At 44.8% G+C, this 14917-nt stretch carries 11 protein-coding genes and 1 pseudogene; 7 read left to right on the top strand and 5 right to left on the bottom strand.

The annotated features are described in order from the left end of the window. Positions 1-59: 59 nt before the first annotated feature. The gene (locus tag B1A85_RS11280; RefSeq protein WP_104547010.1) at positions 60-2627 is read left to right on the top strand and encodes a cyclic nucleotide-binding domain-containing protein; all 2568 of its coding nucleotides are present in this window, start codon (positions 60-62) and stop codon (positions 2625-2627) included. Between the two features lie 398 nt (positions 2628-3025). Here B1A85_RS11280 and B1A85_RS11275 read toward each other — a convergent pair whose 3' ends face one another. Both B1A85_RS11275 and B1A85_RS26115 read right to left on the bottom strand, forming a co-directional pair. Next, on the bottom strand, positions 3026-4819 hold the full coding sequence (locus B1A85_RS11275; RefSeq protein ID WP_104547009.1) for an ABC transporter ATP-binding protein/permease: 1794 nt from the start codon (positions 4817-4819) through the stop codon (positions 3026-3028). A 365-nt stretch (positions 4820-5184) separates the two neighbouring features. Next, positions 5185-5328 (bottom strand): annotated as a pseudogene (locus B1A85_RS26115) (LuxR C-terminal-related transcriptional regulator); the annotation flags it as partial. On the opposite strand from B1A85_RS26115, the gene B1A85_RS23605 reads away from it, so the two are divergent. Next, complete coding sequence (locus tag B1A85_RS23605; RefSeq protein ID WP_146087167.1) at positions 5288-5515, top strand: hypothetical protein; 228 nt, start codon at positions 5288-5290, stop codon at positions 5513-5515. The pseudogene B1A85_RS26115 and the gene B1A85_RS23605 sit on opposite strands and share 41 nt — an antisense overlap. On the opposite strand, the gene B1A85_RS11265 is transcribed toward B1A85_RS23605, so the two are convergent. Next, positions 5508-6137 carry a ferredoxin gene (locus tag B1A85_RS11265; RefSeq protein ID WP_104547008.1) on the bottom strand — a complete coding sequence of 210 codons (630 nt, stop codon included), beginning with the start codon at positions 6135-6137 and terminating at the stop codon, positions 5508-5510. The two genes, B1A85_RS23605 and B1A85_RS11265, sit on opposite strands and share 8 nt — an antisense overlap. A 28-nt stretch (positions 6138-6165) precedes the next feature. After that, positions 6166-6426 (bottom strand): Asr1405/Asl0597 family protein, encoded by a 261-nt coding sequence (locus B1A85_RS11260; protein WP_104547007.1) that lies wholly within the window; start codon positions 6424-6426, stop codon positions 6166-6168. 259 nt (positions 6427-6685) lie between these two features. Here B1A85_RS11260 and B1A85_RS11255 point away from each other — a divergent pair, with 259 nt between their 5' ends. The 5 genes from B1A85_RS11255 (at position 6686) to mutT (ending at position 13683) form a co-directional block, all read left to right on the top strand. Then, positions 6686-7243 carry a Dps family protein gene (locus B1A85_RS11255; RefSeq protein WP_104547006.1) on the top strand — a complete coding sequence of 186 codons (558 nt, stop codon included), beginning with the start codon at positions 6686-6688 and terminating at the stop codon, positions 7241-7243. Between the two features lie 226 nt (positions 7244-7469). Further along, complete coding sequence (carB, locus tag B1A85_RS11250) at positions 7470-10739, top strand: carbamoyl-phosphate synthase large subunit (protein WP_104547005.1); 3270 nt, start codon at positions 7470-7472, stop codon at positions 10737-10739. An 814-nt stretch (positions 10740-11553) separates the two neighbouring features. Further along, positions 11554-12510, top strand: coding sequence for an RNA polymerase sigma factor, RpoD/SigA family (locus B1A85_RS11245; RefSeq protein ID WP_104547004.1), 957 nt, complete (start codon positions 11554-11556; stop codon positions 12508-12510). Between the two features lie 216 nt (positions 12511-12726). Continuing rightward, on the top strand, positions 12727-13071 hold the full coding sequence (locus B1A85_RS11240) for a DUF760 domain-containing protein (RefSeq protein ID WP_104547003.1): 345 nt from the start codon (positions 12727-12729) through the stop codon (positions 13069-13071). 201 nt (positions 13072-13272) lie between these two features. Next, the gene (gene mutT / locus B1A85_RS11235; RefSeq protein ID WP_104547002.1) at positions 13273-13683 is read left to right on the top strand and encodes an 8-oxo-dGTP diphosphatase MutT; all 411 of its coding nucleotides are present in this window, start codon (positions 13273-13275) and stop codon (positions 13681-13683) included. 36 nt (positions 13684-13719) lie between these two features. On the opposite strand, the gene B1A85_RS11230 is transcribed toward mutT, so the two are convergent. After that, complete coding sequence (locus tag B1A85_RS11230; protein ID WP_104547001.1) at positions 13720-14886, bottom strand: histidine kinase; 1167 nt, start codon at positions 14884-14886, stop codon at positions 13720-13722. Between the last annotated feature and the right edge of the window lie 31 nt (positions 14887-14917).

Here is a 14917-nt window from a genome sequence, read left to right as displayed (position 1 = left end):
GCGATCGCTCTTGTTTAGCTGATAATACATGAATCAGCCGCATTATCGGAGAAGCACCCATGACATCTCCAGACACTGTAATATGGCTACAAGAACGCACGGCTTTAGGGGTTCTTTCGGGTGAAGTATTGGACGCGATCGCGCAAGTTCTAGAAGAAATCTCCTTACCTGAAAATTATCTTCTCGTCACAGAAGACACGCCTCCAGAAGCGCTTTATATTCTTAAACAGGGTAAACTAGAAAGCTATCGAACTCATCAAAATAGCATAGCAGCTGCTGCGTGTAGCTTTCTTCCTGGAACCGTTGTTCATCTCCAGGAACTCTTGTTAGATCAACCTGCACAGCGAACGATTAAAACAATAACCGAAAGTCAATTTTGGGTGATTCCAGCAGCACAGTTCAAACAAATTGTGGCGCAACACCCTGAAATCGCACAGGTATTCTCGCGTCAACTCGTCCAAGAAGTCGCACAACTTACCTCAGCACTTTCTTACGAACAAGAACGTTCCCAAGCACTGCGCCCCTATTTAGTAACTAAAGCCCAACGCGGGATTGTAGGGACAAGTCGTTATGCAGTACGGTTGCGTGCTGCCATTCGCGAAGCTAGTTTAGACCGCAATTCGGTGTTGATTTTTGGCGAACCAGGATTAGAGAAAGATAACATTGCGGCTTTGATTCACTTTGGTTCTCCACAGCGCAAACAACCAATTATTAAACTTAACTGTAGTATTCTCCAATCAAGCGGTGCAGATTTATTTGGTCGCGCGAGTGGTAAAGTCGGATTACTCGAATGGTTGGGAGATGGCACGCTTGTTCTCAATAATCTTCAAGACCTCCCTACAGAGTTAATTCCTTCATTAGTACAGCTACTGAAAACAGGTACATACACTCCAGTAAGTCGTCCAGGAGAATCAACTCCTGCGCCTCGCATTTCTCGCGCCCGTATTTTGATGATTTCTGAAAGAACTCAGTCTACAATTGAGCGCTGCACTGGTCAAATTATCAAAGTTCCCCCACTACGCGTGCGTAAAGCTGATATTAAAGCCCAAGCGGAGTACTACATTAGTCTTTACTGTCGCAGCCAAGGTATTCCTAAACCCAAAATTACTCCAGAAGCATTGCGTCGTTTGCAATCGTATGACTTTCCTGGTAATTTGCGAGAACTGCAAAGCCTTGTAGAAAGAGCTATTGTTCAATCAGCAGGGGGATTAGAACTGACTGAAGAAATCTTTTGGTCAGCCCAGACGAAGAAAAAACAATTCCGCGTCAATCTACTCAATATGTATCCTGGATTGCGGCGATTTTTGCGCAGTCCTTGGTATCCAGACCGAATTAATTATGGCTTCACTTTGTGGTTTTTTGCGGTTGTTGTTGTTGTCTTATTTGTAGGTCCGCAACATCGTAGCGAAAACTTTGCCTTAAATATGTTTTGGGCGTGGTGGTGGCCTTTAATTTTACTCGGATTTCCGTTTCTCGGACGAATTTGGTGTGCATTTTGTCCGTTTATGATTTACGGCGAACTAACTCAAAAGCTTTCGCTATGGCTATTTCCGCGACAATTAAAGTCTTGGCCCCGTCATCAAGCTGAAAAATGGGGTGGATGGTTTTTATTTGGGCTATTTACTTTAATTTTCTTGTGGGAAGAACTTTGGCATTTAGAAGATACTGCTTATTTATCTAGCTGCTTGTTGCTATTGATTACCGCAGGGGCGATGATTTTCTCGGCGATTTTTGAGCGCCGATTTTGGTGTCGTTACCTTTGTCCCATTGGAGGTATGAATGGGCTATTCGCGAAATTATCGATGATTGAGTTGCGGGCGCAACAGGGGACTTGTTCGGCAGAATGTACCACTTATCAATGTTATAAAGGTGGTCCGCAAAAGGGTGAAGGAATGGAAACGAATGGCTGTCCTTTGTACTCGCACCCCGCACAGCTTGAAGATAATCGCGATTGTGTATTGTGCATGACGTGTTTGAAAGCTTGTCCGCATCGTTCGGTTGAGGTTAACTTGCGTCCCCCTGGAATTGAGTTGTGGACAACGCACGTACCTCGTTCTTATGAAGTGGCGTTGTTGTTTTTACTCTTTGGCGGAGTATTTCTACATCGTCTACCAGAGTTGCAAGCTACTTTGGGATGGGATCTCAATCTAACGCAGTTCTTACCTCATTTAGGAGTGTCGTTAATTGCCTTAGTGATTCCTGCAAGTGTTGCGCTGTTTGTATACGGTTTGATGCAGCTATTCTATTTATTCAGCAATTTCGTCAAACAAGCAAAATCCAAAATTATCCCTAAGCCTAAACCGTTTCTAGAAATAGCCTATGGTTATTTACCCCTTGTCTTAGGTGGAAATTTAGCACACTACTTGCGTTTAGGTTTGGGAGAGGCTGGGAGGATTGTTCCAGTAACGTTAGCGACTTTTGGCTATAGCGGTCAAGGAATGCCAATTGTCGTCGCACATCCTGCTGTCACAGCTTTTTTACAAGGAGTCACGTTAATTTTTTCTGTACTGTTAACAATATTCTTGACGCATAAAATTACTCGTCAGCCGTTACGTCTTCTATTACCGCAACATTTAGGTGCGATCGCTTTAACTGCAATGATGTGGATACTTGTTGTCGGTTGGTAAGCGAGTGCAAATCAATTTGCTGTTTTTGATGAGCAACAAGCAAGGATTGTGCGATGAATAAACTAGCAAAATATCGTCATGTGCGAAAAGTTATATCTGAATATGCCACCCATAAGCCCGATCGCGGTCAAATCGATGTGGAAACAATGTGATAGATTCCGAACGCGATCGCTACCAAGTTCTACTGTCGCTGGCGATCGCAGCTTTACGATCCACTGTTTCGGGTGCAGGCAGAAAGAAGCATTGGTGCAGTTAACGATAGGGAAGAGTTACTGAGGCGAATATTTCATTGACCTTTAATCGCCCCTCTCGTAGTTTGTCAAAGGTACAGTTCAGCACCTCTGTTGCCAAGGCTAACGTACACAAGTCTGCTCGTACTTTGGGAAGGAAAACCTGAGTTATCCTACTGTCAGGCTTATATCGGACTCCACATCCGCTTTCATCCCCTCCACAAACTGATCGGTGGGGAGAAGTTGCCATTGGTTTTCACTCTCTAGCTTAAGGACATGCTCGTGGTAGCGCAATAGGCTAGCACGATGACCAACGCTAATATAGATGGCAGCCGTTTCTCTAATTTTCTGATAAATCAGTGATTCGTTTTTCAGATCTAACGCACTCGTTGCCTCATCCAGGATGGCATAGCGGGGACGGGTGAGCAACATTCGGGCGATCGCCAACCGCTGTTGTTCTCCCAAAGACAGGAGGTTACTCCAGTCCAGTTCTATATCAAAACCAGACACGCGATCGGGCAGATCAGCTAAATTCACCTGCTCCAGCACCTGCATCAGTTTATCATTGTCAAACTGAACATCTGTATTAGGATAAAGCAACTGTTCCCGTAACGATCCCAGGATCATATACGGACGCTGAGGCAAAAATAGCATTTCGCTCGATTCCGGACAAACAATCTTGCCCGTTCCCGCTTTCCAGAGTCCAGCGATCGCCCGTAGCAAAGAGCTTTTCCCCACGCCGCTCTGACCAACAATCAGCAATCCTTCTCTGGGCTGCAACGACATGGACAGGTTTTGTACCAGGGTGCGCTGGCGGTTGGGAGTCAGCAGGGTCAGGTTTTCGATCGCCAGGCGAGAATCGGTTTCGGTATTTATCGTGGAAAGAGCAGTATCGGTGACGGAATCGCGCTGAGGTTGCTCGTCCGCCAGGGTGTCCAGGGTTTCATAGAAAGCAGCCAGTCGGCGGATGCCTGCCGCAAAGGCACTCAGGGATTCAAACTGCACCACAATCACCGATACGGCACTCAATACCTGACTGAAGGCACTGTTCGCCTGCGTTACCACTCCAAACTCCACCTGTTCGGCGAAGTACAGAGGAGCCATCACCAGAAACGGCAGAACGATAATCAGGTAATCGTAGCCCGTGGTGAAGAAATTCAGGTTTCGCTGCCAGCCAATCAAGAAATTAAAGTTGCGAATAGCTTCAGAAAAGCGACGTTTCACTTGATTGGATTCCTGTTCTTCCCCTCGGTAAAAAGCGATCGATTCGGCATTATCTCGGACGCGAACCAGTCCATACCGGAAGTCGGCTTCCCGCCGCAATTGGTTATAGTTCAACCCAATCAACCGCTTCCCAAACCAGACCGTCCCAATGGTTCCCACTGCTGCATAGCCTACCAGCACCAGCACCAGAGGAATAGAAATTGACCAGAGGATGCCAGAAAAGGCAATAAGCTGGCTAGCGGAAAAGACGATCGTCGTCAGAAAGCGCAGACTACTCACCGTGAAGGCGCGAATATCTTCGGAAATCCGCTGATCTGGGTTGTCGATCGCACTGATGGCGTTGATATCGTAGTAAGCTCGGTTGTGGAAGTAGCGATCGAGGAAGTATGTTGTCAACCACTGTCGCCAGTACAAACCGAGCTTATCGCGCACATACACATAAAAAACGCTAACTGGAATCGCAACTACAAACACGCCAAAGTAAATTAAGACCATCCGGTAAAACTCTGGCACGTTGCGTTCAGACAAAGCTGTGAAAAAATCGCGCCCAACGAAATTGAGTACCGCATTCATCACGGTGAAGGAGATCAGCAAAACGAGCAGCAGGGCTAGTATTCCCCGCGCTTTCCACCGTTCTTCCGAAAACCAGTACAGCTTGGCGATCGCCCAAAATTGCTTCAACAGGCGGCGATCAACGCGGCTAAAACGTTCAACAACAGGACGATCGGCTCGAACCATAACACTATGAATTCAAAAAATAAAAAATCATGGTGCAATGGTAGCAAAGCCTACAGGGGACGTTTGATGATCAAGACACCGTTTAAAAACATCGTTTCTTTCCTCACTTGGGAAAGGAAAACTCTACAGAATCCTCATCCACAGGCGTACGGTTTCGATAGTATAGCTCTACGCAAGTAGATTAGGACAATACTTGAAGGCAGCATCGACACAATCACCAAAGTTCTCAAACTCATCGCAGCGCTGCCGCATCCAAATGGGTAGTCGTCCCGATTATCGATGCCTGCTTCATCGACATAGACTATCGCACCCGCAGGTTTGATCTTCAATTGTTAAATAAGTATTGAGATTCTACGCTTAACACGTCACGATCTTGTTGCAAACAACTGCGCGCGCGACGAAACTTCAAGCTTACGAAATATTTGCTTCAAAGCTTGCTTTCCTGAATTCTGAGGAATCTAAATTTTCTTGCCAATTTCTGCATTTGTTCGCCCAGAAGCAACCAATTTGATATTTGGCTATTCACATTGCGTTAGGCGATCGCACGTAGCGCAACCCGAAAATTTCAGCCTGATGAAGCACAACATTACAGATGACCAGCGATCGCGTCACCCACACAAAATTCAAGATTTAATTAGGCTGAAAATTAATTTGAATTATTCTGTTCTCAATTACTCGCGATATATTCTCAACTAGCAGATACTAAAACTTCTGTTACATTCGCTGAGATTACCTCTGAATCTGCTTTTGACGCATTACACGCAGCTGCAAAGTGTTTGTCAATAACTTGGGGAATTTCTGCGGCTTGAATGCGACTATAACGGGTTTTATCGGGCATAACTATATTGGGACCTGCTTTGCACTGTTTGAGGCAACCTGTACCTTTAATAGCAACTTCGTTTTCTAAACCGCGATCGCTTAAAGTTGCTTGTAATGCTTGACAAACTGCTGTCCCGCCCCGCTTCATACAGCTGGACTTTTGACAAACTAAGATACTTGCTTTCTTTTTGCTTGGTGCTACTTTTGGAGAAGCCGCAGTTTCTGACGCGTGAGGTGTCGTGCGCGTAACTTGTGCGGCTTTGAGTTTGAGTTTGCCAGTTTTTAAATCAAGCTTGCGCTCGCCTAGTACTTGCACCCAATCACCAGGTACTAATTGCAACTCTTGTTTCCGCAGCTCTTTGCAGGGTTTAATCCAGTATTCTCCTTCTGCACTTGCGATACGCAAGTATTTAAGCTTGTAACCATCTTCTAAAATGAAATTTAAAAACCGTCCTTCCAACGTAAAATCTGATACTTTTTTACTTTTGAATTTACCCATGTCAAGTTACCTTTTTATTGAAAGTGTCTTAAAAATCTTGTTCCCAACAGCGTTCTAACCAACAGAGCAAATCGCGACGGGACATCTTGAATTGTTTTGATACACTCCAAAGTTGAATGGCGGTAGTAACATCAACAACGCGAACTCGTAGTGGTTGATTAGTGGCACACCAACAAGGAATTTCGAGCTCTTGTAACCTTTGGTAGATTTGCCATCTATTTACGCAGTTCACCTCCACCATCTCGTCGACATTCAGACCAACCCCCGACGCCAAGACAATTTCCTCCATATATCTCCGTTAAGTGAACCCAACCGATTGCGATCGAACGCAGGAAAAATTTAACTTTAAATCTAGAATACATTAACTGCGAATAATTCTCAAAATATTTGCGAAAAAAAAGCAAATCAGGCGGGATGTGAAGACTTTGTAAACGCTAAAGTAAAGCGATCGCAACGATCGCAGCGGTTGCGAGGCACTAGAATGGTACAGGATGCTACATTGAGCGGACGTGTTTCCAAAATACAATGCTCAAAAAGAGAGGAGAAATATGGCTGAAGCTCAAACTGTATTACGTAACTTTGGGCAGGTTTACGATAACCCCGTCCTGCTAGATCGCTCAGTAACAGAGCCAATTTGCGAGGGCTTGAACGCCGCCTTAGCTAGCTTCCAGGCTTTGTACATTCAATATCAAAAACACCATTTTGTTGTTGAAGGCGCAGAATTCTACCAGCTACATCAATTTTTCAACGAAAGCTACGACGAAGTTCAAGAACACGTTCATGACATTGGCGAACGTCTCGATGGTATTGGCGGTGTCCCTGCTGCAACATTTAGCAAGTTGGCGGAACTCTGCTGCTTTGAACAAGAACCGGATGGGGTGTTCTCGTGTCGTCAAATGGTCGAACACGACTTAGCTGCGGAACAAGCCATTATTGCTTTGATTCGCCGTCAAGCAGCCCAAGCCGAAAGTCTAGGCGATCGCGCCACGCGCTACCTTTACGAAAAGATTTTACTGGAAACTGAAGAAAGAGCCTATCACTTAGCGCACTTCCTGGCTCATGACAGTCTCACCTTGGGCTTTATGGGTAACGGGAATAGTAACTAGTGGTTAGTGGCTAGTGGTTAGTGAGTGACAAGAGTGGCTAACAACTAGTCACTAGTCCTCCGCCAATAGTAACTTTTCTCCCCTACACCTGAAGCCCCTCTGCTCCCCTGCTTTCTTCCTTAAGTCATCAAATCTTGGAAAACTTGCTAAATAAACCACAATTAATAGGGGCATTGCCGCTTAAAATAATCAGGATTCAAAATTTCCTTCTCTAGGTAGAAAGACTATGCCCCGCCGTGACGATATCCATAAAATTCTATTGCTTGGTTCCGGTCCAATTGTGATTGGACAAGCTTGCGAGTTTGATTACTCCGGTACGCAAGCCTGTAAAGCTCTCCGCGAAGAAGGATATCAGGTGGTGCTGGTGAACTCAAATCCAGCAACGATTATGACCGATCCGGAAACAGCGGATAGAACATATATTGAGCCGCTAACACCGGAAATAGTCGAGAAAATTATCGAGAAAGAACGCCCTGAAGCTTTGCTACCCACAATGGGCGGACAAACTGCACTTAATATTGCTGTAGCTTTGTCGAAAAATGGAGTTTTAGAAAAATACGGCGTCGAATTGATTGGTGCGAAGTTATCCGCAATCGAAAAAGCAGAAGACCGCCAACTTTTTAAACAAGCGATGGAGAAAATCGGAGTGGGCGTGTGTCCCTCTGGTATCGCTTCCACAGTCGATGAAGCAAGAGCGATCGCCAAACAAATTGGTACCTATCCGCTGATCATTCGTCCAGCTTTTACACTGGGTGGAACTGGTGGCGGAATTGCCTATAATCAAGAAGAATTTGAAACAATGGCGCAAGCGGGAATTGACGCGAGTCCAGTTTCCCAAATTTTAATTGAGCAGTCACTCCTCGGTTGGAAAGAGTACGAACTCGAAGTGATGCGTGACTTGGCGGATAATGTCGTGATTATCTGCTCGATTGAAAACCTCGATCCGATGGGGATTCACACTGGAGATTCGATTACAGTTGCACCCGCACAAACTTTGACCGATAAAGAATATCAGCGCCTGCGCGATGCTTCGATTCGGATTATTCGCGAAATTGGTGTAGAGACAGGTGGTTCGAATATTCAATTTGCGGTGAATCCGGTTGATGGCGAAGCAATCGTGATTGAAATGAATCCTCGCGTCTCGCGCAGTTCAGCTTTGGCGTCTAAAGCCACAGGTTTCCCGATCGCTAAATTCGCCGCCAAACTAGCCGTCGGCTATACGTTGGATGAAATCAAAAACGACATCACTAAGAAAACCCCCGCGTCATTCGAACCAACGATTGATTATGTCGTCACGAAAATTCCGCGATTTGCGTTTGAAAAATTTCCTGGTTCGGAACCTGTATTGACAACACAAATGAAGTCTGTCGGCGAAGCAATGGCAATTGGACGGACGTTTCAAGAATCGTTCCAAAAAGCTTTGCGCTCGCTCGAAACCGGACGCGCTGGCTGGGGATGCGATCGCGCTGAAAAACTGCCGAGTGGCGAACAAATTCGCGCGCAATTACGCACGCCCAACCCAGAAAGAATCTTTGCGGTACGTCACGCAATGCAGCTAGGACTAGGTATTGAGGAGATTTACGAACTGACGGGTATCGACCCTTGGTTCTTGGATAAAATGCAACAATTGCTCGAAACAGAGAAATTCCTCAAGCGGACGCCACTGCATAAGTTGACAAAAGAGCAACTTTATGCAGTAAAGCGTCAGGGATTTAGCGATCGCCAAATCGCGTTTGCCACAAAAACAACTGAAGATGAGGTACGTACCTATCGCCAACAACTCGGTGTTATTCCTGTTTACAAAACAGTAGATACCTGCGCCGCTGAATTCGAGGCGTATACTCCTTATCACTACTCCACCTACGAAGAAGAATCCGAAGTACAACCATCGGATAAACAAAAAGTGATGATTTTAGGTGGTGGTCCTAACCGCATCGGACAAGGTATTGAGTTTGATTATTGCTGTTGTCATGCCAGTTATGCACTGAAAGCCGCAGGGTACGAAACAATTATGGTCAACTCAAACCCTGAAACTGTTTCGACAGATTATGATACAAGCGATCGCCTTTACTTTGAACCGCTGACCAAAGAAGACGTCTTAAACATCATAGAGACCGAAAAGCCAGTAGGAGTCATCATTCAGTTTGGCGGACAAACACCACTCAAATTAGCAGTACCTCTACAAGAGTATCTCAACCGCCCTGAAGTTAAAGAATTGCTGCCAACTCGAATTTGGGGAACTTCTCCCGATTCGATCGATATTGCCGAAGACCGCGAGCGATTTGAGAAGATATTACACGAGTTAGATATTGCGCAACCGCCAAACGGAATTGCACGCAGTTATCAAGATGCACTCGCGATCGCAAGTCGCATTGGGTATCCGGTTGTCGTGCGTCCGAGTTATGTTCTCGGCGGACGGGCGATGGAAATTGTCTACTCGGATACGGAGCTCGAACGCTACATGACATTTGCAGTACAGGTAGAACCAGAACACCCAATATTAATCGATAAGTTTCTGGAAAATGCCATTGAAGTCGATGTCGATGCGATCGCCGACAGCACTGGTAAAGTCGTCATTGGCGGAATTATGGAACACATCGAACAAGCAGGAATTCACTCTGGCGATTCAGCATGTTCTTTACCCGCGATTTCGCTTCCGTCTTCTGTATTAAATAAAATTCGCACTTGGACTGTACAACTCGCGCAGCGACTCCAAGTAGTTGGATTGATGAATATTCAATTTGCCGTTGTTGGCGCGCACAGCTACAATCCTCAAGTTTACATTTTAGAAGCAAATCCCCGCGCTTCGCGCACAGTACCTTTTGTGTCCAAAACAACCGGTATTCCGCTTGCCAAAATGGCATCGTTGATTATGTCGGGGGAAACACTAGAATCGCTCAACTTCACCCAAGAACCTATACCAAATCACATCGCGGTCAAAGAAGCTGTACTGCCATTTAACAAGTTTCCTGGTACAGACACAATTTTAGGACCAGAAATGCGCTCGACGGGTGAAGTGATGGGCGTTGATAGCGATTTTGGCAAAGCATTCGCCAAAGCCGAATTGGGTGCTGGAGAAATACTACCGCGTCAGGGTACGGTGTTTGTCTCGATGAGCGATCGCGACAAAACACTCGTTGTTCCAGTTGTTAAAGACTTTATCGACTTGGGCTTTAAAGTTGTCGCCACTGACGGTACGCGGCGCGTTCTCAAAGAGCACGGTTTAGACGTTGAGTTAATTCTCAAACTTCACGAAGGACGCCCCAATGTTTTGGACGCCATTAAAAACCAACAAATTCAACTGATTATCAATACTCCCTCTGGTGAAGAAGCCCAAACTGATGCGCGTCTCATCCGTCGTACTGCGTTGGGTTATAAAATTCCAATTATTACAACTATTGCCGGTGCGAAAGCCACCGCTGCTGCTATTCGTTCTTTACAAGCAACTTCGCTAGAGGTCAAAGCAATTCAAGACTACATTGGTGCTCATAATTAAGTAGCTGTAGTCGTTAGGACTAAAAGTGGTGTCTTGTTGGTAATGACAAAACACCATACTCTGAAATCTAAAAAGTTTAGAAACTATTAGTCCTGTTTAAGAATCTTGCTGTATCATTTAATATCCAGTATTTCAGTAACCGCGGCTGGGCGGCAAACGTTCCACTGGAGTTTAACAAGTTTTGTACCATTCACCTAGTGTTGATCAACCGTAAAAATGTTTAAACTGATCGTCAAGTAGTGCAGCTTATCGCAAAATTCAGATCTCATTTTCAACCCAGGAAATGTAAAGAAATGTGTAGAAAACAAAATTACGGCAGAAAAACAGATTCCTGCATTAAAATAAACATTCTAAGTACAACTAGTAAAAAATTCGCTCGAAATTAACAACGTTTTGTTTTCCAGGATGCAATTGTCAAAACAATTAGTCGCTAGGCTGTAGTCAAAGTCAAACCAACCTTATCATCCGGTTTGTAGTAAGAACGGTGAGGAGTAAACAAGCAGTGTGAGAACAAGCGCAGTTATGCTGATTCAGGCACTGAAAGTTAGCAGCACTAGACTAATAAAGGTTACAATAGTTAACATAGGAGCATTCAGATTTAAGAAAGTGATGACAAGACAAAAAGTTTTGACTGCTTTGTCTGAGGTTATCGCCTTCAAATTTAAATTTAGGTTAAATTTCTGAGTCGAACACAAAATCGTTCATAGTCAACAAGCTTCTAGTTTTTGTTGGGTGTGACTTTGCACAAAAGTTGCCAGTCAATGCTCGCACCATCTCGCCAACCCTCTGATTATCAATTTACAAGCGTAGTGCCATGAAGACTGCTCAGACAGCCACAGACCTTGTGCGGACTTATCTGCGAGAAATTGGTCGTGTACCACTTTTAACGCACGAGCAAGAAATATTGTATGGCAAACAAGTGCAGCGCTCAACTGCCTTGCAAGAAATTAAAGAGTCGCTCAGTGCGCAGTTGAATCGAGAACCAACACTAGAGGAGTGGGCTGCATCTGCAAAGCTCGATCCAGATGAACTCAGTAAAGCGATCGCCCTAGGAGAAGTTGCCAAACGTAAGATGGTAGAGGCAAATCTCCGGTTGGTCGTGTCGGTAGCCAAAAAATATATCAAACGTAACGTAGACTTATTAGACTTAATTCAAGAAGGCACGATTGGAATGCAGCGCGGTGTAGAAAAGTTTGACCCCACAAAAGGGTATCGCTTTTCCACATATGCTTACTGGTGGATTCGCCAAGCAATCACGCGCGCGATCGCTGAAAAAGGTCGTACAATTCGATTGCCAATTCACATTACCGAAAAACTGAATAAAATCAAAAAAGCCCAACGACAGCTATCGCAGCAATTAGGACGCGCAGCAACAGTTTCGGAATTAGCTGCGGAACTAGAACTATCTCCCAAGCAGGTAAGAGAGTATTTAGAACGCGCGCGGTTACCATTATCTTTAGACCTACGCGTAGGAGATAACCACGACACAGAACTCGGAGAACTGTTAGAAGATACAGGGGTGTCTCCTGATGAGTTTGTGTTGCAATCGTGCATGTCTACTGACATTGAGCGGATGATGGCGGATTTGACACCCCAGCAACGAGAGGTTTTATCACTGCGGTTTGGTTTAATCGACGGACAATCGATGACACTGGCAAAAATCGGCGATCGCCTCAATATTAGTCGCGAACGCGTCCGTCAAATAGAACGCGAAGCACTTACAAAACTCCGCAAGCGCAAAGCCGACATGGATCAGTACTTAGCAAGCTAGACGCGGGCAAGTACAAACTACTGGAAGCGGTGCGATCGCACTGCTTTGCACCAGTGAGAGAATCCGTCACCCTGATGTTCGGTTTCACCAACACGCACAATCTACATAGCTTGTTACATTAATTTGCAGAAGACAACAGTTAGGCAAACTATTAACAGCAAAGTGAACTTCTCTTAAGTCAAGAGTAAGCAGCTATTGCTCAACCGGAGGTACAAAGTGAGCGACGTATCTAACCAAGTCTCAGGATTCTTTGATGGCGAGTCCGAAAATGGTAACTTGCTATGGCAGTACGTTCAAGGGCTAAGCCCAGAAACTGTTAACCAACTATCTAAGCCCACGTCTGGCGAAGTGTTTCAAATTATGGAACGCAATATTATTGGGCTATTGGGCAACTTGCCTCCAGAACACTTTAACGTCAGCATCACAACAACTCGCGAGAACCTGGGTAGACTACTAGCGTCGGCAATGATTAGTGGTTACTTCCTGCGCAATGCTGAACAAAGAATGCTTTTTGAAAAGTCCCTACACGCAGCTGAAGTTAATCACTCTACGCATGAATAACAGCAGCATCTGTCATCTAAATTAGCTCTTGAAATATGTCACTAAAATAAGCACTGCGCATAGATTTAAGAACTCGGTAAACACAATTTTCGTTTCACCGAGTTATTTAATTAGGAGGCATCTTTTCTGGCCACCGACCTCTCAGACCTTTGATGATATTGTATTTACAAGCTAGTCCACAACTTTGTGTGAGGTTTCTGGGTGACGATTCCACATAGAATTATTGGTGTTGGTGTAATTTGGAATGACCGCGAACAAATTCTGATAGATCGCCGTCGTCCAGAAGGAAGTTTAGGCGGGTTGTGGGAGTTTCCTGGAGGCAAAATTGAGCCAGGAGAAACTGTTCAAGCGTGTATCAAAAGAGAAATCAAAGAAGAATTAGGAATTGAGATTGCGGTTGGCGAACATTTGATGACCGTTGACTATACTTATCCGCATTTACAAGTGACATTGACTGTACATTTGTGCCGTCACCTGGCTGGCGAGCCAAAACCCATTGAATGTGATGAGGTACGGTGGGTGAGCTTAGATGAAATCGAGCAATATTCTTTTCCCACAGCTAACACTCAAATTATTGCTGCAATTAAACAATATACTGCTAGTAGGAATTAGAAATTAGCTAAGAGCCAAAGACGAACTACTCGTAATTTAATTGGGATAAACGGGCAAAGTAAAATGAAAACAAGAACCACCTGTGGGTGGACAATCTACCCAGATTTGTCCGTAGTGCGCGCGAATAATACGCTGACACAAGCACAGACCAATACCGTAACCATCCTTTGCTTTGTCTCTTTCTAAACGAAAGCGGTCTTCAAAAATGCGATCGCGATTTTCTTCAGGAATTCCTGGTCCTGTATCGCAAACACTGAATTGAATTTTTTGCGTCGTGCGGTGTAGCGCCGAGATGTGGATTTTACCATTAGCAGGCGTGTATTTAATCGCATTATCAAGCAGGTTAATCAGCACTTGGCGAATTCTTTCTTGATCCGCATAAGTTCGTGGTAAGTCGCGCGGAATATCAGTTTCAATTTTTAAACTTTTTGCCCTCGCGCGATCGCTCAACTGCATTAGAACCTCATGACACAGTTTTTCTAGCTCTACTTTTTGTGGTTGAATGTCTAATTCGGCAGCAGTTCCTCGCGCTACTTGTAATAACCCAGCAATCATTTTATCAATTGACCGCGCTTGCGTCCGTGCTTGTTTGAACAACTGCGCGACTAAGTTCGGTGAAAGTGGCGGCGTTTGCCCTTCGCGTGTTAGACCTGCTTCTAGCGTTTCTAGCGCGATTGAAACTGCGGTTAATGGATTGCGCAAATCGTGCGCTAGCATGGCAATCACTTGGTCTTTAAACTGTAGCTGTTCTAGTAGCTTTTCTTGCTCGCGTTTAAGACTGAAAATTTCATCTGCCATTAAAATGACTTCAGCCGAATCTGCAATCGAACGCATTCCGTTTTGAGGCGATCTAACACGTTCTGGCTGCACGTTCTGGGACTGAAGTTTTTCTGCTACTGCTTTTTGCCAGCGCGGCCACCATGATTGTAACTGAGCAATTAAATTACTGCCTGCTAACGTTTGCCGTGGTTCTGGATGAATTTTAATTAGTGCTGGAGTTGCAACTAATTTAAAGTGTTCTGCAAAATATGGCTGTTCGCCCACATCAATAATTTGGAGTTCAAAAGCATACTTCTCTTGTAACTCTTTGAGATAGTGATAGATCTGCTGAATCTGTTGCTGAGAACCTGAACGTTCATCAACGAACAGCAATAGCTGAAACGGTGTGTGAGAATCACTAAGCTTTTGAGGAAAAACCTGCATGAAATTTTGTTGCAGCACGGGAAACAGGTCA

It is taken from the genome of Chroococcidiopsis sp. TS-821 (assembly GCF_002939305.1).
Taxonomy (GTDB): Bacteria; Cyanobacteriota; Cyanobacteriia; order Cyanobacteriales; family Chroococcidiopsidaceae; genus Chroogloeocystis.
The sequence above is the reverse complement of the archived record's forward strand: the minus strand, read 5'-3'. Positions and strand labels throughout refer to the sequence as shown.

Coding starts and splice junctions, on each gene's coding strand:
- B1A85_RS11280 (WP_104547010.1), top strand. CDS start 60: ATGACATCTCCAGACACTGTAATATGGCTACAAGAACGCACGGCTTTA.
- B1A85_RS11275 (WP_104547009.1), bottom strand. CDS start 4,819: ATGGTTCGAGCCGATCGTCCTGTTGTTGAACGTTTTAGCCGCGTTGAT.
- B1A85_RS11265 (WP_104547008.1), bottom strand. CDS start 6,137: ATGGGTAAATTCAAAAGTAAAAAAGTATCAGATTTTACGTTGGAAGGA.
- B1A85_RS11260 (WP_104547007.1), bottom strand. CDS start 6,426: ATGGAGGAAATTGTCTTGGCGTCGGGGGTTGGTCTGAATGTCGACGAG.
- B1A85_RS11255 (WP_104547006.1), top strand. CDS start 6,686: ATGGCTGAAGCTCAAACTGTATTACGTAACTTTGGGCAGGTTTACGAT.
- carB (WP_104547005.1), top strand. CDS start 7,470: ATGCCCCGCCGTGACGATATCCATAAAATTCTATTGCTTGGTTCCGGT.
- B1A85_RS11245 (WP_104547004.1), top strand. CDS start 11,554: ATGAAGACTGCTCAGACAGCCACAGACCTTGTGCGGACTTATCTGCGA.
- B1A85_RS11230 (WP_104547001.1), bottom strand. CDS start 14,886: ATGCAGGTTTTTCCTCAAAAGCTTAGTGATTCTCACACACCGTTTCAG.